The 25,598-nt window shown below is 69.7% G+C and carries 26 protein-coding genes, 1 tRNA gene and 2 pseudogenes; 21 read left to right on the forward strand and 8 right to left on the reverse strand.

The genetic code is table 11. The features are described from left to right. Positions 1–280: pseudogene (locus tag AC1DXV_RS08540) on the reverse strand (sulfite exporter TauE/SafE family protein); the annotation flags it as partial. A gap of 169 nt (positions 281–449) precedes the next feature. On the opposite strand from AC1DXV_RS08540, the gene AC1DXV_RS08545 reads away from it, so the two are divergent. From AC1DXV_RS08545 to AC1DXV_RS08560, 4 genes are read left to right on the forward strand one after another with little or no spacing between them, the layout of a single operon-like run. Beyond that, positions 450–2,486, forward strand: coding sequence for a bifunctional 2',3'-cyclic-nucleotide 2'-phosphodiesterase/3'-nucleotidase (locus AC1DXV_RS08545; RefSeq protein WP_477872220.1), 2,037 nt, complete (start codon positions 450–452; stop codon positions 2,484–2,486). A gap of 5 nt (positions 2,487–2,491) precedes the next feature. Next, complete coding sequence (locus tag AC1DXV_RS08550; protein ID WP_477933202.1) at positions 2,492–3,238, forward strand: SEL1-like repeat protein; 747 nt, start codon at positions 2,492–2,494, stop codon at positions 3,236–3,238. 36 nt (positions 3,239–3,274) lie between these two features. Further along, a complete protein-coding gene (locus AC1DXV_RS08555; RefSeq protein WP_477873598.1) occupies positions 3,275–3,868 on the forward strand; it encodes a LemA family protein in 594 nt (197 codons plus the stop codon). Positions 3,869–3,881: 13 nt separating this feature from the next. After that, the gene (locus AC1DXV_RS08560; protein ID WP_477933204.1) at positions 3,882–5,813 is read left to right on the forward strand and encodes a M48 family metalloprotease; all 1,932 of its coding nucleotides are present in this window, start codon (positions 3,882–3,884) and stop codon (positions 5,811–5,813) included. Here AC1DXV_RS08560 and AC1DXV_RS08565 read toward each other — a convergent pair. Continuing rightward, a complete protein-coding gene (locus AC1DXV_RS08565; RefSeq protein ID WP_477873663.1) occupies positions 5,797–6,222 on the reverse strand; it encodes a BLUF domain-containing protein in 426 nt (141 codons plus the stop codon). The two genes, AC1DXV_RS08560 and AC1DXV_RS08565, sit on opposite strands and share 17 nt — an antisense overlap. An 11-nt stretch (positions 6,223–6,233) precedes the next feature. After that, the gene (gene folE / locus AC1DXV_RS08570) at positions 6,234–6,962 is read right to left on the reverse strand and encodes a GTP cyclohydrolase I (protein WP_477933206.1); all 729 of its coding nucleotides are present in this window, start codon (positions 6,960–6,962) and stop codon (positions 6,234–6,236) included. 62 nt (positions 6,963–7,024) lie between these two features. Between folE and rsmB the strand changes: the two genes are divergently transcribed. The 5 genes from rsmB to AC1DXV_RS08595 all read left to right on the forward strand — a co-directional run bounded on the left by rsmB (position 7,025) and on the right by AC1DXV_RS08595 (position 12,125). Beyond that, on the forward strand, positions 7,025–8,371 hold the full coding sequence (gene rsmB / locus AC1DXV_RS08575) for a 16S rRNA (cytosine(967)-C(5))-methyltransferase RsmB (protein ID WP_477933208.1): 1,347 nt from the start codon (positions 7,025–7,027) through the stop codon (positions 8,369–8,371). A 9-nt stretch (positions 8,372–8,380) separates the two neighbouring features. Beyond that, on the forward strand, positions 8,381–8,980 hold the full coding sequence (locus AC1DXV_RS08580) for a DUF4390 domain-containing protein (protein WP_477866390.1): 600 nt from the start codon (positions 8,381–8,383) through the stop codon (positions 8,978–8,980). Between the two features lie 57 nt (positions 8,981–9,037). Then, the gene (locus tag AC1DXV_RS08585; RefSeq protein WP_477933210.1) at positions 9,038–11,305 is read left to right on the forward strand and encodes a sensor histidine kinase; all 2,268 of its coding nucleotides are present in this window, start codon (positions 9,038–9,040) and stop codon (positions 11,303–11,305) included. 6 nt (positions 11,306–11,311) lie between these two features. Next, positions 11,312–12,010, forward strand: a complete 699-nt coding sequence (locus AC1DXV_RS08590) for a response regulator (RefSeq protein ID WP_477866394.1) — start codon at positions 11,312–11,314, stop codon at positions 12,008–12,010. Positions 12,011–12,049: 39 nt separating this feature from the next. Further along, positions 12,050–12,125: transfer RNA gene (locus AC1DXV_RS08595), tRNA-Phe, on the forward strand. Between the two features lie 58 nt (positions 12,126–12,183). On the opposite strand, the gene AC1DXV_RS08600 is transcribed toward AC1DXV_RS08595, so the two are convergent. Together AC1DXV_RS08600 and AC1DXV_RS08605 are read right to left on the reverse strand one after the other, a co-directional pair. Beyond that, positions 12,184–13,536, reverse strand: coding sequence for a type II toxin-antitoxin system HipA family toxin (locus AC1DXV_RS08600; RefSeq protein ID WP_477933212.1), 1,353 nt, complete (start codon positions 13,534–13,536; stop codon positions 12,184–12,186). A gap of 3 nt (positions 13,537–13,539) precedes the next feature. Beyond that, positions 13,540–13,785: a helix-turn-helix domain-containing protein gene (locus tag AC1DXV_RS08605; protein ID WP_477866398.1), complete on the reverse strand. Its 246-nt coding sequence runs from the start codon at positions 13,783–13,785 to the stop codon at positions 13,540–13,542. A gap of 231 nt (positions 13,786–14,016) precedes the next feature. Here AC1DXV_RS08605 and AC1DXV_RS08610 point away from each other — a divergent pair, with 231 nt between their 5' ends. Then, on the forward strand, positions 14,017–15,327 hold the full coding sequence (locus AC1DXV_RS08610; RefSeq protein ID WP_477866400.1) for a DUF805 domain-containing protein: 1,311 nt from the start codon (positions 14,017–14,019) through the stop codon (positions 15,325–15,327). Position 15,328: 1 nt separating this feature from the next. Here the strand turns inward: AC1DXV_RS08610 and AC1DXV_RS08615 are convergent, their stop codons facing one another. From AC1DXV_RS08615 to AC1DXV_RS08625, 3 genes and pseudogenes are all read right to left on the reverse strand, one after another. Next, positions 15,329–15,964 carry a DsbA family oxidoreductase gene (locus tag AC1DXV_RS08615; protein ID WP_477933214.1) on the reverse strand — a complete coding sequence of 212 codons (636 nt, stop codon included), beginning with the start codon at positions 15,962–15,964 and terminating at the stop codon, positions 15,329–15,331. Between the two features lie 64 nt (positions 15,965–16,028). Then, on the reverse strand, positions 16,029–16,469 hold the full coding sequence (locus AC1DXV_RS08620; RefSeq protein WP_477933228.1) for a VOC family protein: 441 nt from the start codon (positions 16,467–16,469) through the stop codon (positions 16,029–16,031). An 18-nt stretch (positions 16,470–16,487) separates the two neighbouring features. Beyond that, a pseudogene (locus AC1DXV_RS08625) lies at positions 16,488–16,919 on the reverse strand (YciI family protein); the annotation flags it as partial. Positions 16,920–17,078: 159 nt separating this feature from the next. On the opposite strand from AC1DXV_RS08625, the gene AC1DXV_RS08630 reads away from it, so the two are divergent. The 11 genes from AC1DXV_RS08630 (at position 17,079) to AC1DXV_RS08680 (ending at position 25,542) form a co-directional block, all read left to right on the forward strand. Beyond that, a complete protein-coding gene (locus tag AC1DXV_RS08630) occupies positions 17,079–17,780 on the forward strand; it encodes a cytochrome b/b6 domain-containing protein (protein ID WP_477933216.1) in 702 nt (233 codons plus the stop codon). Between the two features lie 61 nt (positions 17,781–17,841). Further along, on the forward strand, positions 17,842–18,351 hold the full coding sequence (locus AC1DXV_RS08635; protein ID WP_477870552.1) for a GNAT family N-acetyltransferase: 510 nt from the start codon (positions 17,842–17,844) through the stop codon (positions 18,349–18,351). Positions 18,352–18,386: 35 nt separating this feature from the next. Continuing rightward, positions 18,387–19,202, forward strand: a complete 816-nt coding sequence (locus tag AC1DXV_RS08640) for an HpcH/HpaI aldolase family protein (RefSeq protein ID WP_477870554.1) — start codon at positions 18,387–18,389, stop codon at positions 19,200–19,202. Between the two features lie 138 nt (positions 19,203–19,340). Further along, a complete protein-coding gene (locus tag AC1DXV_RS08645) occupies positions 19,341–20,201 on the forward strand; it encodes an aldose 1-epimerase (RefSeq protein ID WP_477933218.1) in 861 nt (286 codons plus the stop codon). A 10-nt stretch (positions 20,202–20,211) separates the two neighbouring features. Beyond that, the gene (locus tag AC1DXV_RS08650; protein WP_477870558.1) at positions 20,212–21,111 is read left to right on the forward strand and encodes an SMP-30/gluconolactonase/LRE family protein; all 900 of its coding nucleotides are present in this window, start codon (positions 20,212–20,214) and stop codon (positions 21,109–21,111) included. A 4-nt stretch (positions 21,112–21,115) separates the two neighbouring features. Then, positions 21,116–22,699, forward strand: a complete 1,584-nt coding sequence (locus AC1DXV_RS08655) for a glycerol-3-phosphate dehydrogenase/oxidase (RefSeq protein WP_477933220.1) — start codon at positions 21,116–21,118, stop codon at positions 22,697–22,699. A 114-nt stretch (positions 22,700–22,813) separates the two neighbouring features. Continuing rightward, positions 22,814–23,287 (forward strand): ATP synthase subunit I, encoded by a 474-nt coding sequence (locus AC1DXV_RS08660; RefSeq protein ID WP_477866210.1) that lies wholly within the window; start codon positions 22,814–22,816, stop codon positions 23,285–23,287. 19 nt (positions 23,288–23,306) lie between these two features. Beyond that, complete coding sequence (gene atpB, locus AC1DXV_RS08665) at positions 23,307–24,152, forward strand: F0F1 ATP synthase subunit A (protein ID WP_477933222.1); 846 nt, start codon at positions 23,307–23,309, stop codon at positions 24,150–24,152. A gap of 68 nt (positions 24,153–24,220) precedes the next feature. Next, positions 24,221–24,484, forward strand: coding sequence for a F0F1 ATP synthase subunit C (atpE, locus tag AC1DXV_RS08670; RefSeq protein ID WP_047501588.1), 264 nt, complete (start codon positions 24,221–24,223; stop codon positions 24,482–24,484). Between the two features lie 52 nt (positions 24,485–24,536). Continuing rightward, entirely contained in the window at positions 24,537–25,007 is a 471-nt protein-coding gene (locus AC1DXV_RS08675; protein WP_047501590.1) for a F0F1 ATP synthase subunit B, read from the forward strand. 1 nt (position 25,008) lies between these two features. Then, positions 25,009–25,542 (forward strand): F0F1 ATP synthase subunit delta, encoded by a 534-nt coding sequence (locus tag AC1DXV_RS08680; protein ID WP_477866214.1) that lies wholly within the window; start codon positions 25,009–25,011, stop codon positions 25,540–25,542. Positions 25,543–25,598 lie beyond the last annotated feature (56 nt).

Below are 25,598 nucleotides of genomic sequence, written 5' to 3' on the forward strand. Positions count from 1 at the left end.
GCGCGACGCCGGCGCACACGCCGGCCAGCAGCGTGGCGAGCCGGCGCAGCAGCGCGCCGAAGCCCGGCCCGGCGATCTGCCACAGGTTGGTGACGAACGACGGCACCACCAGCAGCGCGGCCGCCTGCGCCGGCGGCATCACGACGCTCAGCAAGCCCATCGAGATGGTCGGCAGCCCGAGGCCGATCACGCCCTTCACGAAACCGGCGAGGGCGAACACGAAGCCGGCGAAGGCCAGCAGAATCATCAGGTCGAGAGAGGTCAGGTCGAGGGAGGTCATGAAGGGGTCCAGGCAGCGATGTCGGATCGTCGCTCCGGTGGCCCATCGATTGCTTCGGGCTGGATCGAAGTATCGGATTTCACAGCCCTGCCACATGCCGTCGCGACACTCCCCGCTTCGCCCGACGGCGACCACACAACGAGGAGCGAGGATGACGTTCGATCGACGCATGGGTTGGAAGCTGGGTTCGGGCCTCGGTGCCATCGCCCTGGGGGCCGGCCTGCTGGCCTGCGGTGGCAGCGACGACGCCGCACCCGCGGCGCCGGCGGTTGCGGCCGGCACGACCGCGCAGCTCGCGCTGCTGGAGACCACCGACCTGCACACCAATGTGCGCAGCTACGACTACTTCAAGCTCGCCGATGACACGACGCTCGGTTTCGAGCGCACCGCGACGCTGATCAAGGCCGCGCGCGCCGAGTTCGCCAACGCGATGCTGGTCGACAACGGCGACACGATCCAGGGCACCGCGGTGTCCGACTACCAGGCGCTGGTCAAGCCGATCGCCTGCACCGACACGCTGGCGATCTACAAGGCGATGAACGCCGCCGGCTACGACGTGGGCGGCATCGGCAACCACGAGTTCAACTACGGCCTGCCCTACCTCGCGCAGGTCACCGGCAACAAGTTCGATGTCGACGGCATGCCGGCACTGAGCGCGCAGCCGACCTGCGCCGGCCCGGCCTTTCCGCAGGTGCTGGCCAACGTCTACAGCGTCAAGAGCAAGCAGCCGCTGTTCACGCCGTACACCATCGTCACGAAGACGCTGAAGGCCAAGGACCCGGCCGGCAAGGACGTGAGCGTGCCGGTCAAGGTCGGCTTCATCGGCTTCGCGCCGCCCGCCATCCTGGCCTGGGACAAGCGCTGGCTCGACGGCAAGGTCTACACCGAGGGCGTGAAGGAAACGGCCGAGAAGTTCATTCCCGAGATGAAGGCCAAGGGCGCCGAGCTGATCGTCGTGATCTCGCACGGCGGTCTCGACGCCGGGGCCTACTCGCCGACGATGGAGAACGGCAGCTGGCACCTGTCGAAGGTGGCCGGCGTCGATGCGATGCTGATCGGCCACTCGCACCAAATCTTCCCGGACGCGAAGAGCACCGTCGGGCAGTTCAACCAGACCGGTGTCGACAAGGTCAAGGGCACCGTCAACGGCGTGCCGACCGTGATGGCCAACTTCTGGGGCAAGCACCTGGGCGTGATCGGCCTGAATCTGAAGCACGACGGCAGCAAGTGGACGGTCGACACGACGAAGACCACGGTCGAGGCACGTTCGACGCAGAACGCCGACAAGACCTATGTCGCGGTCGATGCGACGGTGGCGCCGCTGATCGAGGCCGAGCACCAGGCGACCATCGCGTACGTGAAGACGCCGGTCGGCACGACCGACTTCCGCATGACGACCTACTTCGCCGACGTGGGCGAGCCCGGCGCGATCGAGATCGTCAACCAGGCCCAGGCGGACTACGTCTCGGCCTACATCCAGGCCAACCTGCCGGAGTTCAAGTCGCTGCCGGTGCTGTCGGTCAGCGCGCCGTTCAAGTCCGGCTTCGGCGGCGGCAATGACTTCACCGACGTGGCCGCCGGCCCGCTCGCGATCAACAACGCGGCCGACCTGTACCTGTACCCGAACACGATCTATGCGGTGAAGGTGACGGGCGCCGACATCAAGGGCTGGCTGGAGACCGCGGCGAAGCGCTTCAACACGATCAACCCGGCGCTCACCACGGCGCAGGAGCTGGTCAGCACCTATCCGGGCTACAACTTCGACATGTTCACGTCGGCCGACATGCAGTACGAGATCGACGTGACGCAGCCGGTCGGCAGCCGCATCAAGAATCTGACGTACAAGGGCGCGGCGATCGATGTGGCGGCGCAGTTCGTCGTCGCGACCAACAACTACCGCGCGAGCGGCGGCGGCAGCTTCCCGGGTCTGGACGGCAGCAAGACGATCTACGCGTCGCCCGACGCGAACCGCGATGCGCTGATCTCGTACATCAAGACCGCGAAGAACCTGACCCGTGCGGCCAACGGCTCGCACCGCAGCTGGCGCTTCACGAAGGTGACGACGGCCGGGCCGGTGACCTTCAAGTCGGCGGCCAATCAGCTCGCGCTGGCGCAGGCTGCGGGCCTGGCCGGCATCACGCTGCAGCAGGCGGACGACGGCAGCGGCAAGAGCCTGTCGGTGTACGCGATCGACCTGGCGCAGTAAAAGAGATGGCGCGACTGTTCGAGCACACCGTGTGGGCGCTGGTCGCGCTCGCAGCCGCCAGCGCGGCGCTGGCGGTGGGCGTCAGCACCCGCGGCGAGCGCGGGGCGCTGGCGGCTGTGTCCACCGAACAGCTCGCGGTGCGCGCCGGTGCCGGCCGCGATGCGCAGGCGCTGCAGCAGCTGCGCTACCGCGCGGAAGGCGGCGCGGCGCAGGCGCAGCAGGCGCTCGGCAGCGTGCTGGCCGCGACGGCCGATGCTGCGGACCGGAGCGAGGCGCTGCGTTGGCTGCAGGCGGCGCAGCAGCAGGGCGATGCCCAGGCGTCTTACCAGTTGGGAAAGCTGCACCTGCAATCCGGGCCGCAGCATGACGAGGCGCTGGCGGCACGCGATTTCGAGCGCGCCGCCGAGGCAGGCCATGCGGGCGCGGCCTTGCAGCGCGGCCTGCTGGCGCGGCGCGCGCGCGATCCGGGCGCTGCGGCGCGCTGGCTGGCGCAGGCCGCACAGGCGCACGATCCGCAGGCGCTGTTCCTGCTGGCGAATGCCGCGCGCGAGGGCGATGGCGTGCCGCGCGACGAGGCGAGGGCGCTGCTGCTGTACCGCGAAGCGGCGGCGCTGGAATATCCGCCGGCCCACCAGGCGCTCGCGATGGCCTGGGAGCGCGGCGAGCTGGGCCTGGTGCGCGACAGCGAGCAGGCGCGCGAGGCGCTGGCCGAGGTGGCGCATTCGCTGAAGCATCCGCCGGTCGAACGCTGATCGGACCGTCGCCGGGGAGCTGTACATTCCTCCCCCATGAGTACAGCCCAAATCGTCGCCTGGATCGTTCTTGCCGTGCTGGTCTTCTGGGCCGTCGGCGCCTACAACCGCCTGGTGCGCCTGCGCAACGTGATCGGCAATGCGTTCGCGCAGATCGACGTGCAGCTCAAGCGCCGTTACGACCTGATCCCCAACCTGGTCGAGGTCGCGCGCAAGTACGTGACGCATGAGCGCGAGACGCTCGAGGCCGTGACCGCCGCCCGCAACCAGGCCAAGGCCGCGGCCGACCTGGCGCGCGCGCGCCCCGGTGCCGCCGGGCCGGTGACGAGCCTCGCGATGGCCGAGGGCGTGCTCGGCTCGGCGATGGGCCGGCTGATGGCGCTGGTCGAGTCCTACCCGGAGCTGAAGGCCGACCAGAGCCTGCGCGAGCTGTCCGAGGAGCTGACCAGCACCGAGAACAAGGTGGCGTTCTCGCGCCAGCTGTTCAACGACGCGGCCCTCGACTACAACGTCGCCGCGCAGCAGTTCCCGACCCGGCTGCTGGCCGCGCTGTTCGGCTTCCGCGAGGCCGCGATGCTGCAGTCCACCACGAGCGAGGCCGAGCGCGCCGCGGTGCGCGTGCAGCTGTAGTCCGCGCGCGGCCGTGCGCTTTCGCGACCAGCAGGACGAGACCCGCCAGGCCACGCAGCGGCTGCTGGCGCTGTTCGCGCTGCTGCTGGTCGCACTGGTGCTGGTGGTCAACGTGGCATTGCTCGCACTCTGGTGGGGCGCTGCCGCGCTGCTGCTGCGCGACGCCGATTTCCCCGGCCTGCCGTCGCTCTTCTTCGAGACCAACACCGCGATCGTGCTGCTGTTCGTGCTGGGCGGCTGCTGGGTCGAGACGGTGCGGCTGCGCAGCGGCGGCGGCGCCCACGTGGCGGAATGGGCCGGCGGGCGCGAACTGCTCGACCCGCGCGACGTCACCGAGCGACGCCTGCTGAACATCGTCGACGAGATGGCGCTCGCTTCCGGCCTGCCGCGCCCGCGCGTCTACCTGCTGGAGCGCGAGCACGCCATCAATGCGTTCGCGGCCGGCTGGTCGCCCGAGGAGTCGGTGGTCGCGGTGACGCGCGGCGCGCTGCAGCGCCTGACGCGCGACGAGCTGCAAGGCCTCGTTGCGCACGAGTTCGGTCACATCCACAACGGCGACCTGCGCCTGCACATGCTGCTGCTGGCGCTGGTGTGGGGGCTGTCGCTGGTGCACGGCTACGGCCACCGGCTGTTCGACGCCGACGAAGAGGGCAACCGGAGCTTCCCCGGCGTGCTGGTCGGCCCGGTCTTCATCGCGGCGGGCAGCCTGGGCTGGGTCGCCGGCCAGGTGCTGCAGGCCGCCGTGTCGCGGCAGCGCGAACTGCTGGCCGATGCGAGCGCGGTGCAGTTCACCCGCAGCCGCGACGGCCTGGGCGGCACGCTGCGCAAGATCTGGCACCAGGTCGATGCGCGCGAGGCCGCGCTGTACCGCGTGCCGTCCCGCCTGCTGGCCGGCCAGCTGATGCAGGCGCCGGCGGGCTGGCTGTCCACGCATCCGCCGCTGCCCGAGCGCGTGCGCCGCGTCTACGGCCGCGCGATGCCGCCGCTCGCGGCCCCGGCGCTGCCGGCCGACGAAACCGGCGAGCCGCACCGCCTTCCCGCTGTGGCGGCTGCTGCCGCCGCGCCCATCGCCTATGCTGTCCCCATGTCCGAGACACCCGACCCCACCGGCACGCTGCCGCAACCCCGTCCCGCGTCGGATGACGACGAACGCGAAGCGATCGACCGCCTCGGCCGCGTGCATGGCCCCGGCGAGCTCCGCGCGGTGCTGCTGGCACTGATCGCGACGCCCGGCAGCCAGCGCGAGCGCCGCGCCTGGCGCGACGAGACCCGCGGCCTGAGCACGGCCGATGCGTTGCGCGACGAGGTCAACAAGCTGGGCCCGGCGGCGCGCCTGCCGTGGATCGAGGTGCTGCTCACGCGCATCGCGCGCGCGCCGCTGAACGACCGGCAGGATGTCGTCGAAGCGGCCCGCCGCGTGATGGCCGCCGACGGCCAGGTGCGCCCGATCGACCGCCTGCACTGGCTGGCGCTGCGGCACCGCCTCGGCGAAGCCCGCCCGCCCAGCCCCAACGCGAGCGCCAGCAACGACCTCGCCGAGCTGCCGGAATCGGCGCTGATGCAGGTGGCGCGGTTCACGGCCTTCCTGTCGCGGCTCGTGCCCGATGGCGAGCTCGAGAGCGGCACGGCCTGGTACCAGGCGGTGATGAAGCGCTGGGTGCGCGATGCGATCGTGCCGGCGCCCGAACTGCCCGATGCCGACGAGGTGGCGCAGGCGCTCGCCGTCGTGCAGGGCCTCCCTTGGATGCTGCGGCCGGTGCTGGTGCGCGCCTGGCTCGAGGCGGCGCTGGCCGCGAGCCCGATGAACCGGCTGTCGGACGGCGCGGCCGATGCGCTGCGGCTGGCCGGGCTGCTGCTCGACTCGCCGCTGCCGCCCGAGCTGGCCCGGCACTACATCGAGCTGCCGGCGGCGGTGCTGCGCGCCGGCCTCAGTTCTGGCACATGACCGAGGCGGACGCGACCAGCTCGTCGAACAGCGCCATCGACACCTCGCCCGACACCGCGTACGGATCGAGCTCGGCGCGCTCGGAATACTTCAGCAGCAGCGCCGGGTTCAGCATGTTCATCATCACCTGGCCCATGGCCCAGCCGGCGAAGCGGCGCTCGCCGATCTCTTCGTAGCGCAGCAGCGCCACGTCGTGGTGGCGCGGGTCGTTGGCGATGCGGTTGTACAGCTGGCTGACCGGCAGCCGGCCGCCTTCGAGCACCTGCAGGAAGATGCCGCCGGAATGGCACAGCACCCCGGTCACGCCGACCTGCGGGTTGTGGGCACGCGATTTCTTCATGATCGCCGCGAGCGTCTCGGTGTCCATCGACGCGGCGGCACGGCTGGCGTACATCAGGCGCACGAGCATGGGGAATCCTTTCAGGTCTTCTTGCTCAGCAGGGACAGGAATTCGCGGCGCAGGTTCGCGTCCTTCAGGAACGAGCCGCGCATCACGCTGTTGGTCATCATCGACTGGTCGTCCTTCACGCCGCGCCAGTGCATGCAGAAGTGATCGGCTTCCATCACGAGGGCGAGGCCGTCGGGCTTGACGCGGCTCTGCAATTCGTTGGCCAGCATCGTGACGGCCTCTTCCTGGATCTGCGGGCGGCTCATGATCCAGTCGCAGATGCGGGCGTACTTCGACAGCCCGATCAGGTTCGAATGCTCGTTCGGCAGGATGCCGATCCACACCCGCCCCATGATCGGGCACAGGTGGTGCGAGCAGGCGCTGCGCACCGTGATCGGGCCGACGATCATCAGCTCGTTGAGCCGCTCGACGTTCGGGAACTCGGTGACCGCGGGGATCGGCACGTAGCGGCCGCGGAACACCTCGGTCAGGAACATCTTCGCGACGCGCTTGGCAGTCTCGTGGGTGTTGTGGTCGCTGTCGGTGTCGATCACCAGCGCCTTCAACACCTCCTGCATCTTCGCCTCGACCTCGTCGCGCAGCTCGTCGATCTCGCCTTCGCGGATGTGGGCCGCGATGTTGTCGTTGGCGTGGTAGCGGCAATCGGCGCCGACCAGCCGGTAGCGGATGCGCTCGGACGCGGGCAGGGCGGCGAGTTCGGCTTCGCTTCGGGCGTCGTCGCGGGGGGGCGCTTTCGGCATGTCGGTCTTTCTGGTGGGCCGCACAGGGTGGCGATTGTGCCCGCGCCCGTAGACTCTCGCCCGTGACCTCCCTGCCCCTGTACCAGCTCCTCGTCCATGTCGCCAACGCCGTGCAGGCCGTGCGCGACGGCCGCTCCCTCAACGACGCGCTCGCGCGCTGCCCTGCGGAGGCCCGGCCGGGCACGCAGGCGCTGGCGTTCGAGGTGATGCGCAAGCTCGGCGCCGCCGAGGTGCTGCGCCGCCAGCTCGCGCTCAAGGCACCGCCGCCGTTCATCGACGCGCTGCTGCTGAGCGTGCTGGCGCTGCTGTGGCCGGGCGCCGGATCGGACGAACCCGCCAGCGCGGAGCTGGCCATCAACGGCGCCCGCTACGCACCGCACACGCTGGTGAACCAGGCCGTGGAGGCCTCCAAGCAGCGCGCCCACGCCGGCGCCCCGTTCGTCAACGCGGTGCTGCGCCGCTTCCTGCGCGAGCAAGCGGCCCAGGTGGCCGCGGCGCTCGCCGATCCGCTGGCCCGCCACAACCACCCGCGCTGGTGGGTCGAGCGGCTGCAGGCCGACTGGCCGGATCACTGGCAGGCGCTGCTCGCGGCCAACAACAGCCGCCCGCCGATGACCCTGCGCGTCAATGCGCGCCGCGGCACGCCCGCGGACTATGTGCGCCGGCTGGCCGAGGCCGGGCTCGAAGGCCGGGTCGCCGGCCCGCAGGCGGTCGTGCTGGCGCAGCCGGCGGCGGTGCAGCGGCTGCCCGGCTTCGCGGCCGGCGATGTCTCGGTGCAGGATGCGGCGGCCCAGCTCGCCGCCCCGCTGCTGCTCGGCGAGGGTCTGCCGGCCGGCGCGCGCGTGCTCGACGCCTGCGCGGCCMCCGGCGGCAAGACCGCCCACCTGCTCGAGCTGGCCGACCTGGACGTGACCGCGCTCGACAGCGATCCGGGCCGGCTGGCCCGGGTGCGCGACACGCTGGACCGGATCGGCCGCCAGGCCACGCTGGTGGCCGCCGACGCGCGCGACACCGCCGCCTGGTCGCAGGGCCGGCCGTTCGACGCGATCCTGCTCGATGCCCCTTGCAGCGCCTCGGGCATCGTGCGCCGCCACCCGGACGTGCGCTGGCTGCGCCGGCCGACGGACATCCCGGCGCTGGCGACGTTGCAGGGCGAGATGCTGGACGCCGTGTGGCCGCTGCTGAAGCCGGGCGGCCAGCTGGTGTATTGCACCTGCTCGGTGTTCCAGGCCGAGGGGCGGCAGGTGATCGACGCTTTTTTGCAACGCGAAACCAACGCGTCCGCGGCTTCCGACCGGCCTTCACCCGGCCACCTGCTGCCGCTCGCCGACAATCCAGGCGAAGGCCACGCGCTCCATCCGGGTGCATCGCCCGACGGCTTCTTCTACGCACTGCTGACCAAATCCTAGAACGAATCCGTGCTGCGCTCGCTCCGGTTCCCTCCCAGGCAAGGCGGTTGTGTCCCCGGCGCGGGTGGCTGGGGGCGGCTGCTGCTGTGGGTCGCCACCGCGCTGCTGATGGCGCTGCACGCGCCGCTGCGGGCCGAGCCGATCGAGCTCGAGAGCTTCGAGCTGGTGCGCAACGAAGACGGCCTGCTGCTCGGTTTCTCGGCCCAGTTCGAGCTGCCGCACTCGGTCGAGGACGCGCTGCTGAAGGGCGTGCCGGTGTATTTCGTCGCCGAGGCCGAGGTCTACCGCGACCGCTGGTACTGGCGCGACAAGCTGATCACGTCGTCGACCCGCACCTGGCGCCTGGCCTACCAGCCGCTGACGCGGAAATACCGCGTCACCTTCGGCGGGCTGCACCAGAGCTACGACAATCTGTTCGATGCGCTGGCCTCGCTGCGCCGCGTCGTGAGCTGGCGGCTGGCCGATGCGGCGCAGATCGATGACGAAGGCCACCATTACATCGAGTTCAGCTACCGGCTGGACACCAGCCAGCTGCCGCGGCCGATGCAGATCGGCATCGGCGGGCAGGCCGACTGGACGTTGCGCGTCGAGCGTTTCAAGCGCTTTTGACACGCAGTGCCCGCTTCAACAGGGTGATCGCTACGTCGCCGTGGGTTCGTCACTGACATGACCAAGGCCTCCCGCTGGGCATGGATCGTCTCGCTGGTCGCCGTCACCGGCGCGGGGCTGGTGCTGGTGTTCCTGCTGTCGATCGCCACCAACAGCCGCGGGCTGTACGAGAAGCACTACGTCTGGCTGTTCTGGGTCAACCTGATCGTCGCCGCGCTGCTGATGCTGGTGATCGGCATCGCGTCGGTGCGCCTGCTGCTGCGGGTGCGGCGCGGCAAGTTCGGCAGCCGCTTGCTGCTGCGGCTCGCGGCCATCTTCGCGATGGTGGGCGTGGTGCCGGGGCTGCTGATCTACACGGTGTCGTACCAGTTCGTCTCGCGCAGCATCGAGACCTGGTTCGACGTGAAGGTCGAGGGTGCGCTCGATGCCGGTCTGAACCTCGGGCGCGGCACGCTCGATGCGCAGGTCAACGACCTCGCGAACAAGGCCCGGCTCGCCGCCGAGCGGCTGGCCGACAGCACGCCGTCCGTGCAGCCGCTGCAGCTGGAGCGGCTGCGCGAGCAGCTGTCGGCCCAGGAGGTGACGGTGCTCGGGCCGAGCGGCCAGGTGCTGCTGACGGTGGGCCCGAGCGCCGCCGGCAACCTGTCGCCCGACCGGCCGACGCAGGCGCAGCTGCGCCAGGCGCGCAACTCGCGGGTGATCAGCCAGCTGGAGGGGCTGGACGAGGACACCGCGGCGAACTCCGGCACCGCGCGCATCAAGGCGCTGGCCTTCATGCCGAGCTCGAACATCTCGCTCGACGCGCAGGACCGCTTCCTGCTCGTCACCCAGCTGCTGCCGAGCTCGGTGGTGACGAATGCGCTGGCGGTGCAGGCGGCCTACCGCGAGTACCAGCAGCGCTCGCTGGCGCGCGACGGCCTGCGGCGCATGTACATCGGCACGCTGACGCTGACGCTGATCCTCGCGGTGTTCGGCGCGCTGCTGCTCGCGGTGACGCTGGGCAACCAGCTCGCGCGGCCGCTGCTGGTGCTGGCCGAGGGCGTGCGCCAGGTGGCGCGCGGCGACCTGACGCGCAAGCAGGTGGTGTCGTCGCGCGACGAGCTGAGCGGCCTGACGCGCTCGTTCGCCGACATGACCGAGCAGCTGTCCGATGCGCGCTCGCTGGTGCAGCGCAGCCTCGCGCAGCTGGAGGCGGCGCGCACCAACCTGCAGACCATCCTCGACAACCTGACGGCCGGCGTGATCGTGTTCGACCGCGACGGCCGCATCGACACCGTCAACCCGGGCGCGACGCGCATCCTGCGGCTGCCGTTGTCGGCCTACCGCGGCCGCACGCTGGCGGAGGTGCCGGGGCTGGCGGACTTCGGCCGGGCGGTGCTGCAGCGCTTCGACCTGCACCGCAGCAGCCCCGAGGCCGGCGAGCGCGACCACTGGCAGGATGCGTTCGACCTGCAGACCGCGGCCGACCGCGACAAGGTGACGCTGCTGGTGCGCGGGGCGGCGATGCCGCACGACGGCCGCCTGATGGTGTTCGACGACATCAGCGACGTCGTCTCGGCCCAGCGCGCCGAGGCCTGGAGCGAGGTGGCACGGCGGCTGGCGCACGAGATCAAGAACCCGCTGACGCCGATCCAGCTGTCGGCCGAGCGGCTGCAGCACAAGCTGGAATCGAAGCTCGAAGGCCTCGACCAGGCGATGCTGGTGCGCTCGGTGGGCACCATCGTCAGCCAGGTGCAGGCGATGAAGACGCTGGTCAACGAGTTCCGCGATTACGCGCGGCTGCCGGCGGCGCGGCCGCACCCGCTCGACCTGAACGCGCTGGTGGCCGAGGTGTTGACGCTGTACGCGACGGCGCAGGAATCGGGGCAGCTGCGAACCGTCTTCGCGGCCGACCTGCCGGCGATCATCGGCGACACGACGCAGCTGCGGCAGGTCATCCACAACCTGGTGCAGAACGCGATCGATGCGGTGGCCGAGCGGCCCGACGGGCAGGTGCGGGTGGTCACCGAACTCGCGCGCACCGAGCAGGGCGAGGTGCGGGCCGTGCGGCTGCAGGTGATCGACAATGGGCCGGGATTCGCAGACAAGGTGCTGAAGCGGGCGTTCGAACCGTACGTCACCACGAAGAGCAAGGGGACCGGCCTGGGCCTGGCCGTGGTCAAGAAAATCGCCGATGAACACGGGGCGCGCATCCGGCTGGCCAACCTCACCGAGGCTTCCGAGCAGGGAGAAGTCGTGATCGGTGCCCAAGTTTCGCTATCATTTTCAAAATTCGCACCGGTTGGGTCCGCTGAAGCGGCCGCCGCCGACAGCCGGGTGCACTGAGGGTTCATGGCCACCATTCTTGTTGTAGATGACGAACTGGGCATTCGCGCCCTGCTGTCGGAGATCCTGACCGACGAAGGCCACCAGGTCGAACTGGCCGAGAACGCGGCGCAGGCCCGCGCGTGCCGCGAGCGGGTGCGGCCCGACCTCGTGCTGCTCGACATCTGGATGCCCGATGTCGACGGCATCACGCTGCTGAAGGAGTGGGGTGCGACCACGCTGCTGACGATGCCGGTGATCATGATGTCGGGCCACGGCACCATCGACACGGCGGTCGAGGCGACGAAGGTCGGGGCGGTGGCCTTCCTCGAGAAGCCGATCACGCTGCAGAAGCTGCTGCGCGCGGTGGAGCAGGCGCTGGTCAAGCCGAACAGCCGGGCGGCCCCGCCGCCGCCGCCGCCGCCGCCCCCCCTGCCGCTGCCGCGCATCGAGTACGGCATGCCCATCGAGACGCTGCCGGTGAGCCAGGCGATGCCGCTGCCGCCGATCGGCCCGCAATCGGAACAGAGCTTCGAGCTCGACCGGCCGCTGCGCGAGGCGCGCGATGCCTTCGAGAAGAGCTACTTCGAGTTCCACCTGGCCAAGGAGAACGGCAGCATGACGCGCGTGGCCGAGAAGACCGGCCTGGAGCGCACGCACCTGTACCGCAAGCTCAAGCAACTGGGCGTCGACCTGACGCGCAACAAGCGCAGCGGCGGGATCTGATCGAAGCCTGCCGGCAAACTGCTATACTCATCGGCTCACGGCCAAGTAGCTCAGTTGGTAGAGCAGCGGATTGAAAATCCGCGTGTCGGTGGTTCGATTCCGCCCTTGGCCACCAGATCATGGAAGCCCCGAGACAGTTCGCTGCTCGGGGCTTTCTGCTTTTCTGGCTCGACTCAAGGCAGCGCGAGCTTGTTCGCTGCGTCCTGCAGGCCATCCAGGATGCTGTCGACCAGTTGCATCGGAAAGTCGCCCGGCAACTGCGCGCGCACGGCGTCCATCACTCGCGGCGTCTGCGCAACGAGTTCGTCGATCACGAGGCCGACCGGCTGGCCGGCCTCCGTCACGACACCATGGCGCGCACCGAGCGCCTCCCAGTGCCGTCGCTGGATGTCCTGCATCTTCCAGTGCGCGTTCTTCGAACGCACCGCCATCGCCATCCTGGCCTTGAAGGGCGAGATCTTCGACGGGCCGGCGCCCAGCACCGAGTACGCCGACAGCACGTCGTAGAGCGGCGTCAGCTGGTAGCGCCCGTTGGGACGCAGGAAGAGGCTGAAGTTCTTCGCGTGGCCATCCGTCGCGCACAGCATCCAGAACAGCAACTGCGCCTGGAAGAAGGTCCGGCGGTCCCGTTCGCGTGCCATGGAACCCTCGAGCACGCCGAGGATGCGATCCATGCCCGGGCCGCCCTCGGCCTCGTACCTGGCGCCGGGCGGCACGCCGCTGGCCTGGCACAGGTCCTCCTGCGGCAGGCGGATCAGCCGCCGCTCACCGGCCGGGCTGCTCCACCAGGCGCGGTCGAAGCGCTCGACCACGAGTGCCTTCATGTCCTCGAACTGCAGCGGCGTGCAGGCGGCCACCGGCAGGCCGTACGCCTGCAGGATCCGCGAGCACAGCCACTCGTTCTCGACCGAGTCGCGCATGTCGAGCTTCATGCCGCCGATCAGCCCCGGCGGCAGCTTGAAGATGTGCGTGGTGGGCGTGCCGCCCCGTGGCAGGCACCAGCGGCCGTCCTGGAACGACAGCGCCGTCTTCTCCTGCGCGCCCGCGATGGAGATGCGGAAGTCGTCGTCGTTGGCGACCAGCCCCAGCGTGTGCGGCGTCGTGGTGCCGCGCAGCACCTCGGCCACCTCGGCATCGGTCAGCGGCTGCGCCTGCACGGCCGCGGGGCCGGCCGGAGCCTGGTCCGGGGGCAGGATCTCCAGCGCCCCGACACAGTCGCGTCCGATCTCGGACAGCAGATCGAACGCGTCGGTCGAGCCCGTCGCGTAGCGGCGGGCCATGCGGTCGAGGATGTCCTGGCTGTCCGGCAACAGGTTGGCGAACCAGGCGCGAACCTTGTCTCCGCGATGCGGCCCGTTGCCCGGCGTGAAGGGCAGCGACAACGACAGCGGGCGACCCTGCTCCGACCGAGTCCAGTCGAGGTCGTACTGCAGCGTGTCCGGCGCGTTCGGGGCTCGGCTCCAGGTGCCGACGAAGACCCCGTTCATCCAGAGCCCGAGCGAGCGGGTGTGCGAGCGGCGTCCCATGCGTCACCAGGCCGGCGGCGTGGGGCTGGCGGCAGGCTTGCTCAGCACGAGTTCGACGCCGAGGATGCCCAGCAGCTTCAGCAGCCGGGCGGCGCCCACCTTCTCGGCGTTGCGCTCCAGGGCCGAGTAGGTCTGCTGGGTGACGCCTAGACGCAGGGCGGCTTCGCGTTGCGTCAGGCCGGCCTCCTTGCGGAAGGCCTGCAGCAGGGTCGGCAATTGATCCGCAGTGCGAACGGTGAAATCAGGCATGCAAGCTCCGAGCTGTACTTCGGGTTCACATATTGTAGGCTGTTGAGTCAATTTACTGCTTGAGAGCTGTAAACCAAAAGAACAGCATGTGAACTGTTTCAAGCCATCTGAAAAATCACACGCATCTCCCCAATATTGAGGATGAATGGCCTCTTGCAGGGGCCGTCCGGCACAGGGTGCCTCTATGCTCACGCCCAAACAGCGCAGGGGCTCGGGCCCTGGAGGGATTCGATGGAAGGCAGTGCACAGGTGCGCCTGGTGTTCGCGGGCGAGGTGCTGAGCGGGTTCAGCCTCGACGAGGTCAAGCGCAGCTTCGCGCAGGCCTACCGCGTCGAGGGCGAGCGGCTCGAAGAGGTGTTCGCCGGCGGCCGCACGGTGATCAAGCGCGCCATCGCGCTCGCCGATGCCGATCGCTACGTGCAGAAGTTTCGCCAGATGGGCATGCAGGTGCTGGTCGAGACGGCGGATGGCAAGCCGGTCGGGGTGACCACCTCGCCGCTGGCGACGCCACCGATCCCTGCCGCGAAGGCCCCCACTGCCGCGCCCGTCGCCGCGCCGCCCCCGACGCCGCTCGCCGCCACGATCCCGCCGCTGGCACCGCTCGAAGAGCAGGTGACCTGCCCCAACTGCGGCGAGCGCCAGCCCAAGCGCGCGTTCTGCCGCAACTGCTCCACCGACATCGCCCGCGCGATCGCCAACAAGCAGGAAGAGATCGACCGGGCCCGCGCCGAGCGCCTGGCGGCCCGCAACGGCGGCGGCCGCTATGCGCCGCCGAAGTCGGGCGGCGCCGTGGGGTACGAACCCAGCGAGGAATTGCCGCCGGTCCTGAGCCTGAGCTTCGAAGGCCGCATCGGCCGCATCGCCTACTTCAACACCGGCATGCTGAGCCTGCTCGGCGTCGCGTTGATCGCTGTCGGCGCGGCGGTGATCCTGCCGATCTTCCGCTCGGTGGGGTTCGCGCTTCTGCTCGTGCCGGTCTTCGCCGCGTTCGTCATCTGGTCGGTGCGCGCCAGCGCGCTGCGGCTGCATGACCTGAACCGCAGCGGCTGGTGGTCGCTGCTGCTGTCGGTGCCCGTCCTCGGCGGCTTGCTCGGCCTGGTGATGATGTTCTGGCCAGGCACCGGCGGCGACAACGACTACGGCCCGCAGCCGCGCCGGGGCAACGCCGTGGCCGCGGTGATCACGGGCGTGCTGCTGGTGCTGATGCTGCTCGCCTCGTTCTCGTCGTACCGGTCGTATGTCAAGCGCGTCCGCGAGGCCGAGGCCCCGGCGACGGAACAGTTCGACCCGCGCGCCGCCCAGGCCGCCGACGTGATCACCGGCCCGGACGCGCTGAGGGCCTTCACCGACGAGTACCTGGCCCAGCCGAACCACAAGGCCTTCGCGTCGTCCGACAGCGGCGCCTTCGGCTGGCGCGCCGGCCAGGCCTCACCGCGCGAAGCGGCGCGCCAGGCCATGTCGGCCTGCGAGGCCAACCGCAAGCCCTACACCGGTCCGTGCGCGCTGATGAACGTCAACGGGCAGTGGCTCAAGCAGCACTGACTCATGCAGCACTGAGCAGTTCGCGCAACGCCCGCTCGAACACCTCGGGCGGCTGGCCGCCCTGGATCAGGTGGCGGTCGTTGATGATCACCGAGGGCACGGCCTGGATGCCGTGCTGGCGGTAGAACTCCTCCCGCTCGCGCACCTCGTCGGCGAACTCGTTCGAGGCCAGCACCTCGCGGGCGCGCTGCGCGTCGAGCCCGACCTCGGCGGCCACCTTCACCAGCACCTCGTGCGAGCTCGGGTCCTGGCCGTCGGTGAAGTAGGCCTTGAACAGCGCATGCTTCAGCGCGAGCTGCCGGCCCTCGAGTTCGGCCCAGTGCAGCAGCCGGTGCGCATCGAAGGTGTTGTAGATGCGCCCGCGCAGGTCCATGCGGAACGTGAAGCCGAGCGCCGCGCCGCGTGCGCGGATCGCCTCGCCGCTCTGCGCGCGCTGCTCGGCGCTCGCGCCGTACTTCTGCATCAGGTGCTCGCCGATGTCCTGGCCCTGCGGCCCCATGTCGGGGTTCAGTTCGAAGGGCTGGAAATGCAGGTCCACCTGCACGGCGTCGCCGAGCCGCGCAATGCCCTCTTCGAGCGACTTGAGCCCGATGGCGCACCACGGGCAGGAAACGTCGGAGACGAAATCGATCTTCATGCCCCGATTGGATCAGGCGCACGATCCCCTGGCGTGCCGGCGGGGCATTCCAGGGGCCTCGCCATCAGCTGAACATCTTCTGCAGGCGCTCGTCCATCTGCTGCGGCGTCAGGTCTTCCTTGTGCGTCGAGATGAACCACTGGTGGCCGAACGGGTCGATCAGGTGCCCGCTGCGGTCGCCCCAGAACTGGTCGGCCACCGGCATCGTGATCCGGGCGCCCGCCGCCACCGCCTGGTTGACGATCGAATCGGTGTCGGGCACGTACAGCAGCGCCGAGGTCGACGAGCCGCCGAGCGTCAGCGGGCTCAGCGCCTGGTGCTCCGGCCGCTCCTCGGTCAGCATGAACTGCGCGCTGCCGACCTTCAACTCGGCGTGCATGATCTTGCCGTCCGGCGCGTCCATCTGCATCACCACCTGCGCGCCGAACACCTTCTGGTACCAGGCGATCGCGTCCTTCGCGTTCTTGATCACCAGGTAGGGCGTGCTGCCGGTGGCGGGCGGCACCGGGTTGACCGCCGCGCCGGGCTTCGCCTGCGTCGCATCGATCTGCGCGCGCAGGCGGTCTTCCTGCTCGCGCAGCTCGGGCGTGAATTCGGCGCCGAAATCCTCGGCTTCGAAGACCTGGCGGATCTCGATCTCCGACGACTCGCCCATCGGGTTCGGGCAGCGCTTGACCCAGGCGATCGCCTCGTCGAGCGAGTTCAGCTTCCAGATCCAGAAGCCGGCGATCAGCCCCTTGTCGCCGGCAAACGGGCCGTCGATCACGCTGCGCTCGCGCCCCTGGAAGCGCACGCGCGCGCCCTTCGAGCTCGGCTGCAGCCCTTCGCCGGCCTGCATCACGCCGGCCTTCACGAGTTCCTCGTTGAACTGGCCCATGGCCTCGAGCAGCTTCGTGTCGGGCATGACGCCGGCTTCGGAGTTCTTGTCGGCCTTGATCAGGATCATGAATCGCATGCTGGATCTCCTTGGATGAATGGGAAGCGACGGCTTCATCCACGCGACGCCTCGCAGCCGCTGGAATCGACATGCTGCACCTTCTTTTTATGTAACGGCGCGGCAGCGGTTATCTTTGCGCCTGCCCGCCACTCCCGGCCCCCACGGCCGTGCCCCGCCATGCCGACCGATCAGAACGCCCCAGCGGCCCCCCCGACCCGCGTGCGCGTCTGGGACCTGCCGACCCGGCTGTTCCACTGGCTGCTCGTGGTCTGCATCGTCGGCTCGGTCGTCAGCGCCAAGATCGGTGGCAACGCGATGGAGTGGCACCTGCGTTTCGGCCTGATGGTGCTGATCCTGCTGGCGTTCCGCCTGCTGTGGGGCTTTATCGGCGGGCGCTGGTCGCGCTTCGCGAGCTTCGTCTACGCGCCGGCCACGCTGCTGCGCCACCTGCGCGGCCAGGGCCGGCGCGACGAGTGGCTGGAGGTCGGCCACAGCCCGACCGGCGCGCTGTCGGTGTTCGCGCTGCTCGGGCTGCTCGGGCTGCAGGTCGCGAGCGGGCTGGTGGCCGACGACGAGATCTCGACCACCGGGCCGCTGATCAAGTTCGTCAGCGGCGCCACCAGCAGCCTGGCCACGGCGTGGCACAAGAACTGGGGCCAGTGGCTGATCTACACGCTGGTGGCGCTGCACATCGGGGCCATCCTGTTCTACCTGCTGGTGCGCCGCAACAACCTCATCGGCGCGATGCTGCGCGGCGACAAGGTCTTGTCGGATGGCGTGCCGGCGTCGCGCGACACCGCGCTGACGCGCCTGCTCGCGCTGGTGCTGCTGCTGGCCTGCGCCGGCGTTGCCGGCTGGGTATGGGGTCTGGGCGCCTGACAAGCCTCGCCGGGTTGCCTACACTCGGGCACGCCTTTCGGCTTCCACCCGCCTCGCCTGCATGGACACGCCCGTCATCGAACTGGTCACCCCCGACACGCCGGAGTTGCTCGACGCCACGCGCGCCATCATGCGCGACTATGCCGACAGCCTGGGCATCGACCTGTGCTTCCAGGATTTCGAGAACGAACTCGCCGGCCTGCCCGGCGACTACGCCCCGCCCACCGGCCACCTGCTGCTCGCGATGGTCGACGGCGCGGTGGCAGGCTGCGGCGCGATCCGCGGGCTGCCCGACGCCGACTACGCGAACGCCTGCGAGATGAAGCGCCTGTTCGTGCGCCCGGCGTTCCGCCGCTTCGGCCTCGGCCGCGTGCTCGCGCAGGCGCTGCTCGACGAGGCACGCCGCGCCGGCTACTCGTCGATGCTGCTCGACACGCTCGACGACATGGAGTCCGCGCGCGGCCTGTACGCGTCGCTCGGCTTCGAGGAAATCCCGCCGTACTACTTCAACCCGATCCCGGGCGCGCACTACCTGAAGGTGGCGCTCGACTGGCAGACCTCGACCTATTAGCGGCAACACCAGCGAGACAACCCAAGGAGACCTCCATGAATGCCTTTCGCCAGCTGCTCGGATCGTCCGGCGCGCACCCCCCGATCGGCACCTGGATCTCGTCGGGCAGCCCGATCGTCGCCGAGGCGATGGGCTGCGCCGGCTTCGACTGGGGCGTGCTCGACATGGAGCATTCGCCGCTCGAGCTGATGGACCTGGTGCACCTGCTGCAGGCGGTGGCATCGACCAAGATGCTGCCGGTGGTGCGCGTGCCGTGGAACGACGCGGTGGTGGTCAAGCGGGTGCTCGACGCGGGCGCCTCGACGCTGCTGTTCCCGTTCGTGCAGGATGCCGACGAGGCGCGCCGCGCGATCGCCGCGACGCGCTACCCGCCCGACGGCGTGCGCGGCATGGCCGGCATCAACCGCGGCTCGCGCTTCGGCACCATTGCCAACCACGCGACCACGGCCAACCAGAACATCGGCGCGATCATCCAGCTCGAGACGCCGGCGGCCGTCAGGCAGCTCGAGGCGATCGCCGCGGTGCCGGGGGTCGACGCGATCTTCCTCGGTCCGGCCGACCTGTCGGCGACGATGGGCCACGTCGGCCAGCCGATGCACCCGGCCGTGCTCGACCTGATGTCGCAAGGCGTGCAGCGCTGCAAGGCGATCGGCAAGCCGGTCGGCACCGTCGGCAGCACGCCCGAGGTGGTCGCGCAGTACCGCGCCGCGGGCTTCGATTTCGTCGCGATCGCCTCCGACCTCGGGCTGATGATGCGCGGCGCGCAGGCCTCGCTGGCCGCGCTGCGCACGCGCGACACCGAGCATGTGCACACGCTCGCGAGCGGCACGCGCGCCGAGGCCGCGTACTGAACAGAACCCGCAGCCTGGCGCGGCGCACCCCCAGAAAGAAGCCGCCGGCCCGGCCGGTTTCGGCGCGGTACGGGCGTAGCATTGCCGCCATCCCGGGTGCCCTGAGGCGCCCTGTGTTCCACCTTGCCGGGAAGGCCAATGACTGGATCGTCGAACAACAGCTTTGAATTGCATGCCGGCGCGTTGCGCCTGGCCGTCCGCCCCGACCTGGGCGGCACCATCGCCGGCCTGTGGCACCGCGACCAACCCATCCTGCGATCCACCGAACCCGGTGACCTGAAGTCTCCCCGCCTGGGCGCCAGCTACCCGATGGTGCCGTACTCCAATCGGCTCGGCTACCGGCGCTTCCGCTGGAAGGGCAAGGACTACACCACCGCCCCGAACTTCGACGACAGCCCGCATTCGCTGCATGGCGTCGCCTGGCAGCGCGCGTGGAGCGTGGTCTCCACCAGTGCGACCGAGCTGGTGCTGGCCTACACGCACGTGCCCGACGAACACTGGCCGTTCCCGTTCGACGTGAAGCAGTACTTCACGCTGACGCCATCGCAATGCGGCGTGCAGCTGGTGCTGACCAACACGCACGACGCGCCGGTGCCGGCCGGTGTCGGCTGGCACCCGTACTTCCACCGCCGCGAGCGCAGCCGGCTGCACATCGACCTGTCCGACCGCTGGGATTCCGACGCCACGCAGCTGCCGGTGCGCAAGCACCCGCAGCCGGGCATCGACGGCGACGTGTCGCACCTCGGTTTCGACAACTGCTTCGAGGGCTGGACCGGCCCGGCGCGCATCCGCGACGAGAAGTTCTCGATGCAGGTCACGTCGTCGCTGCCCTACCTCGTCGTCTACACGCCGGCCGAGAAGCCGTACTACTGCGTCGAGCCGGTCAGCCACGTCAGCAATGCGATCCACATGGCCGATCCGGCGGCGCACGGCCTGCGCACGCTGCAGCCGGGCGAGAGCCTGGACGCGTGGATGAAGATCGACGTCTCTCCCGTCTGAGGTGCGCGACGTGACATCTCTCGCGTACGAGCCGCTGCCCGTGGCGGCCTCGGTGCTCGGCGAATCGCCGCTGTGGCACCCGGTCGAACAGGCGCTCTACTGGTGCGACATCGCCGGCTTCACGCTGAACCGCTTCGATCCGGCGAGCGGGCAGCATGCGCACTGGAGCTTCGAGACCGAGGTCGCGAGCTGCGCCGCGATGCGCGACGGCGGCATGCTGCTCGCGATGCGCGACGGCCTGTGGCGCTTCGACACGCGCACGGCGCAGCGCACGCCGCTCGCCGCCGCGCCCTATGACCCGAAGCTCGAGCGCTTCAACGACGGCAAGTGCGATCCGCAAGGCCGCTTCTGGGTCGGCACGATCTACGAGCCGCGCAAGCCGGCGCTGGCCGCGCTGTACTGCTTCAGCGGCGGCACGCTGCGCCGCGTGGCCGACGACGTGACGGTGTCGAACGGCCTCGCCTGGAGCCCGGACGGCCGCACGATGTACTGGAGCGACACCACCTCGCACACGGTGTTCGCGATGGACTTCGACGGCGCGAGCGGCACGCCCGGCCCGCGCCGCGTGTTCGCGCGCTTCCCGCTGAAGCAGCCGGAGCAGGATCTCGCCACCTATGGCGGCCGGCCCGACGGCGCGGCGGTCGACAGCGAGGGCGCGTACTGGTCGGCGATGTTCGAAGGCCAGCGGCTGCTGCGCCTGTCGCCGGCCGGCGAGGTGCTCGATGAGTTGAAGCTGCCGGTGCGCTGCGCGACGATGCCGTGCTTCGGCGGCGCCGACCTGAAGACGCTGTACGTGACGACCTCGCGCGAGAAGCGCCCGGCCGACGAACTGGCGCAGCAGCCGCTCGCCGGGCGCGTGCTGGCGTTCCGGGTCGATGTGCCCGGGCTGCCGGCCACGCTCTTCGGTTGAAGCCATGAATCGGGACGAGCAGCTCGCGCGCCTGCGCGACGGCACGCCCTGGGACCTCGCGGTGATCGGCGGCGGCGCGACCGGCCTCGGCGTCGCGCTCGACGCGGCGGCGCGCGGCTTTCGCGTCGTGCTGCTCGAAGGCGAGGATTTCGCGAAGGGCACGTCGTCGCGTGCGACCAAGCTCGTGCATGGCGGCGTGCGCTACCTCGCGCAGGGCAACGTCGCGCTGGTGCGCGAGGCGCTGCACGAGCGCGCGACGCTGCTCGCGAACGCGCCCCACCTCGCGCAGCCGCTCGCGTTCGTGATGCCGGGCTACCACTGGTGGGAGCGCTGGTTCTACGGCCTCGGCCTGAAGCTGTACGACGCCCTGGCCGGCCGGCGCGGGCTGGGCGACACGCAGCTGCTGTCGAGTGCGCAGACGCGCGCGCTGCTGCCCACCGTGCGCGCCGAAGGCCTGCACGGCGGCGTCAAGTACTGGGACGGCCAGTTCGACGACGCGCGGCTCGCGGTCGCGCTCGCGCGCACGGCCGCAGCGCGTGGCGCCTGCGTCGTCAACCACTGCCGTGTCGATGGCCTGCTGCGCGAGGGCGGCCGCGTGACGGGCCTGCTGGCGCGCGATGGCGAGAGCGGCGAGCGCTTCACCGTGCGCGCCGCCTGCGTGGTCAATGCGGCGGGCGTCTGGGTCGACGAGATCCGCGACCTCGACCGCGAACCCGGCACGCCGAGCCGCGCACCGATGGTGGCTCCGAGCCAGGGCGTGCACCTGGTCGTCGACCGCAGCTTCCTGCCGGGCGACCACGCGCTGCTGATCCCGAAGACCGCCGACGGCCGCGTGCTGTTCGCCGTGCCCTGGCTCGGCAAGACGCTGCTGGGCACGACCGACACGCCGCGCGAGGATCTCGCGGCCGAGCCGGCGCCGTTCCACGACGAGGTCGAGTTCATCCTGCGCGAGGCCGGCCGCTACCTGAGCCGCGCCCCGGCGCGGGCCGACGTGCGCTCGGTCTGGGTCGGGCTGCGTCCGCTGGTCAAGCCGCCGGAAGACGACGGCGGCAACACCAAGGCGCTGTCGCGCGAGCACACGGTGCTGGTCGGGCGCTCGGGCCTGGTCACCGTGACCGGCGGCAAGTGGACCACCTACCGCGCGATGGCCGAGGACGTGCTCGCGCGTTGTGCCGAGGCCGCGCTGCTGCCGGCCCGGACGGCGGGCGTCACCGTGCGCCTGCCGCTGGCCGGCTCGCCGGCCGAGGCGTCGGTGTCATTGACGCGCAGCCCCGGCGAGGCGCGCTACGGCACCGACCTGCCGGCGCTGCGCCAGCTGCCCGGAGCCGACCGCTGGCTGTGGCGCGACGGGGAGGGCGGGCTGACCGAGGCGATGGTGCGCTTCGCGGCGCGGGTCGAGATGGCGCGCACCGTCGAAGACGTGCTGGCGCGGCGCTGCCGGCTGCTGTTCCTCGATGCGCGCGAGGCGCTGCGCGTCGCGCCCGAGGTGGGCCGGCTGCTGCGCGAGGAACTCGGGGAGGGCTTCGATGACGCCGCGTCGGTGAGTGCGTTCGAGGCGCTGGCGGCCCGTTACCTCGATTTGCCGTAGCGGCAAGTCAAGCGAAGCCTGCATGCCCGGTGTCTGTGTCGGGGTGTGTCAGGGACCGCGGGTCTTTGCCCATATAATCCCGAGGCTTTGCTGCTGACGACTGTCTTCCCTGCCATGACCGAACCCCTCGACCGTGGCGTAGCTCAAGAAGATGGCGCTGATGACCAGCCTTTCAAGACCCTGACGCGAGAAGAAGCGCAGGCCTTGCGAGGACGTATTCCCCAGGTGTCGCCCTGGAGGGTGGTTGCGGTGCAGGCGGTGGCGGGTTTGCTTTGCACGGCCATCGCGGTCGTTGCGACGCAACTGATGGGACAAGATTCTGGTGCTGCCTGGTCGGCGTTGTACGGCGCGGCGGCGGTGGTTCTTCCGGCGGCATTGCTCGCCAGGGGAATGACCCGAGGAACAGGAAACCCGGTGGCTGTGGCCGTCGGCTTCATGTTCTGGGAAATGTTGAAGATTGCAGTTGCCATCGCGATGCTGGTGATTGCAGCAAAAGTTGTGCCCAACCTCAGTTGGCCGGTCCTGCTGGTCACGATGGTGGTGTGCATGAAGGTGAACTGGTTGGCGCTGCTGTGGCGCCGCCGTTGATGGATACAGGGTTTCACGAATGACGACCGAAGGCCAAGAGCACGCCCCAAGCGCCGGTGAATACATCATTCACCACCTGCACCATCTGCAGAACAAGCACCAGGAAGGGGTCGTCGACTTCTCGGTGATCAACCTCGATTCGCTGTTCTTCACCGTGCTGCTCGGTGCCGTCGGCTGCTGGCTGCTGTGGCTGGCCGCACGCAAGGCGACCTCGGGCCGCCCGGGCCGCTTCCAGGCCGCGGTCGAGATCCTCGTCGAGATGGTCGACAGCCAGGCCAAGGGCATCGTCCACAACGCGCAGARCCGCAAGATGGTCGCGCCGCTCGCGCTGACCGTCTTCGTGTGGATCTTCCTGCTGAACGCAATGGACATGCTGCCGGTCGACCTGCTGCCGTGGGTCAACGAGCACACCCTGGGCCTGCCGTACCTGCGCGTCGTACCGACCGCCGACCTGTCGATCACGATGGGCCTGTCGCTGGGCGTGCTGCTGGTCTGCCTGTTCTACAACGTCAAGATCAAGGGCGCCGGCGGCTGGGTGCACGAGCTGTTCTCGGCCCCGTTCGGCGACAAGTGGTTCCTGTACCCGGTCAACTTCGCGATGCAGCTGATCGAGTTCGTCGCGAAGACCGTCTCGCACGGCATGCGGCTGTTCGGCAACATGTACGCCGGCGAACTGATCTTCATGCTGATCGCGCTGCTGGGCGGTGCCTGGAGCCTGTCGGGCACCGGCGTCGCGCTGTTCCTGCTTCACCTGCTGGCCGGTTCGGTGTGGACCATCTTCCACATCCTGATCATCACGCTGCAGGCCTTCGTCTTCATGATGCTGACCCTCGTCTACGTGGGCCAGGCGCACGATCACCACTGATCTTTCGCGGCAGGTCGTTCTTTCTTCTTTCGTTCGTTTTTTTCTACCAAACCTCAACAGGAGTCACCATGGAAGTCATTAGCTTTGTCGCCCTCGCCGCCGGCCTCATCATCGGTCTGGGTGCCATCGGCGCCTGCATCGGCATCGGCATCATGGGCAGCAAGTACCTCGAGTCGGCCGCCCGCCAACCCGAGCTGATGAACGAACTGCAGACCAAGATGTTCCTGCTGGCCGGCCTGATCGACGCGGCCTTCATCATCGGCACCGGTATCGCGCTGTGGTTCGCCACTGCCAACCCGTTCCTGGCCCAGATCGCCAACCTGCCGAAGTAAGACGCGCCGGACCACCGGACATCTCCCTCTCATTCGTTCCAGAGGCAACACCGTGAGCATCAACGCTACGCTGATCGCGCAGATGATCGTGTTCCTGATCCTGGTCGGGTTCACGATGAAATTCGTGTGGCCGCCCATCGTGAAGGCACTCGACGAGCGTGCGCAGAAGATCGCCGACGGCCTGTCGGCCGCCGACAAGGCGAAGGCCGACCTGAGCGCCGCCAACCGCCGCGTCGAAGAGCAGCTCGCTGCCGCACGCAACGAGACCGCGCAGCGCCTGGCCGATGCCGAGCGCCTGGCCCAGGCGATGGTCGAAGAGGCCAAGACCCGCGCCGGCGAAGAGGGCGCGAAGATCGTCGCCGCCGCCAAGGCCGAGGCCGCACAGGAATCGGTGAAGGCCCGCGAGGCGCTGCGCGAGCAGGTCGCCGCGCTGGCCGTCAAGGGTGCCGAGCAGATCCTGCGCAAGGAAGTCAACGCCGGCGTCCACGCCGACCTGTTGAACCGCCTGAAGACGGAGCTCTGACATGGCCGAGCTCGCCACCATCGCCCGCCCGTACGCGGAAGCGCTGTTCCAGGTCGCCGGCAAGGGCGATCTGAAGCAGGCGTCCGAGCAGCTCGACGCGATCGCGGCCGTCGCCGCGAACGCGCAGATGCGCCAGTACGCCGACAACCCGAAGGCGACCGTCGAACAGGTGTTCGACGTCATCACCTCGGTCGTCAAGTCGCCGCTGTCCGACGCCACCCGCAACCTGTTGCGCGCGGTCATCGACAACGGACGCCTGGCTGCGCTGCCCAAGGTGGCGGTGCAATTCCACGCGCTGGTCAGCGAACGCTCGGGCGTGTCCGAGGCCACCGTCTACAGCGCCTTCCCGATCGATGCGGCCCAGCTGTCGGCTGTGGTCACCTCGCTCGAGAAGCGCTTCGGGCGCAAGCTCACGGCCAGCGTGCAGATCGAGCCCGAGCTGATCGGCGGCATCCGCGTGGTGGTCGGCGACGAGGTGCTCGACACCTCGGTGAAGGCCCGTCTCGAACAAATGAAGGTGGCGTTGACGGCCTGACCCGCAAGGGTTGCCCGAAGCGACAGCATTCCAACCTGCTGGCCAGCGTGCCGCGG

Source organism: Rhizobacter sp. P3_C12 (genome assembly GCF_056402735.1).

Bases quoted from the DNA above. Each gene is read 5' to 3' on its own strand.
- AC1DXV_RS08605 (WP_477866398.1), bottom strand. From the start codon at position 13,785: ATGCCTGATTTCACCGTTCGCACTGCGGATCAATTGCCGACCCTGCTG.
- AC1DXV_RS08640 (WP_477870554.1), top strand. From the start codon at position 18,387: ATGAATGCCTTTCGCCAGCTGCTCGGATCGTCCGGCGCGCACCCCCCG.
- folE (WP_477933206.1), bottom strand. From the start codon at position 6,962: ATGCCGAAAGCGCCCCCCCGCGACGACGCCCGAAGCGAAGCCGAACTC.
- AC1DXV_RS08630 (WP_477933216.1), top strand. From the start codon at position 17,079: ATGCCGACCGATCAGAACGCCCCAGCGGCCCCCCCGACCCGCGTGCGC.
- atpE (WP_047501588.1), top strand. From the start codon at position 24,221: ATGGAAGTCATTAGCTTTGTCGCCCTCGCCGCCGGCCTCATCATCGGT.
- AC1DXV_RS08610 (WP_477866400.1), top strand. From the start codon at position 14,017: ATGGAAGGCAGTGCACAGGTGCGCCTGGTGTTCGCGGGCGAGGTGCTG.
- AC1DXV_RS08655 (WP_477933220.1), top strand. From the start codon at position 21,116: ATGAATCGGGACGAGCAGCTCGCGCGCCTGCGCGACGGCACGCCCTGG.
- AC1DXV_RS08545 (WP_477872220.1), top strand. From the start codon at position 450: ATGGGTTGGAAGCTGGGTTCGGGCCTCGGTGCCATCGCCCTGGGGGCC.
- AC1DXV_RS08550 (WP_477933202.1), top strand. From the start codon at position 2,492: ATGGCGCGACTGTTCGAGCACACCGTGTGGGCGCTGGTCGCGCTCGCA.
- AC1DXV_RS08565 (WP_477873663.1), bottom strand. From the start codon at position 6,222: ATGCTCGTGCGCCTGATGTACGCCAGCCGTGCCGCCGCGTCGATGGAC.
- AC1DXV_RS08585 (WP_477933210.1), top strand. From the start codon at position 9,038: ATGACCAAGGCCTCCCGCTGGGCATGGATCGTCTCGCTGGTCGCCGTC.
- AC1DXV_RS08555 (WP_477873598.1), top strand. From the start codon at position 3,275: ATGAGTACAGCCCAAATCGTCGCCTGGATCGTTCTTGCCGTGCTGGTC.
- AC1DXV_RS08680 (WP_477866214.1), top strand. From the start codon at position 25,009: ATGGCCGAGCTCGCCACCATCGCCCGCCCGTACGCGGAAGCGCTGTTC.
- AC1DXV_RS08635 (WP_477870552.1), top strand. From the start codon at position 17,842: ATGGACACGCCCGTCATCGAACTGGTCACCCCCGACACGCCGGAGTTG.
- AC1DXV_RS08660 (WP_477866210.1), top strand. From the start codon at position 22,814: ATGACCGAACCCCTCGACCGTGGCGTAGCTCAAGAAGATGGCGCTGAT.
- AC1DXV_RS08590 (WP_477866394.1), top strand. From the start codon at position 11,312: ATGGCCACCATTCTTGTTGTAGATGACGAACTGGGCATTCGCGCCCTG.
- AC1DXV_RS08600 (WP_477933212.1), bottom strand. From the start codon at position 13,536: ATGGGACGCCGCTCGCACACCCGCTCGCTCGGGCTCTGGATGAACGGG.
- AC1DXV_RS08645 (WP_477933218.1), top strand. From the start codon at position 19,341: ATGACTGGATCGTCGAACAACAGCTTTGAATTGCATGCCGGCGCGTTG.
- AC1DXV_RS08615 (WP_477933214.1), bottom strand. From the start codon at position 15,964: ATGAAGATCGATTTCGTCTCCGACGTTTCCTGCCCGTGGTGCGCCATC.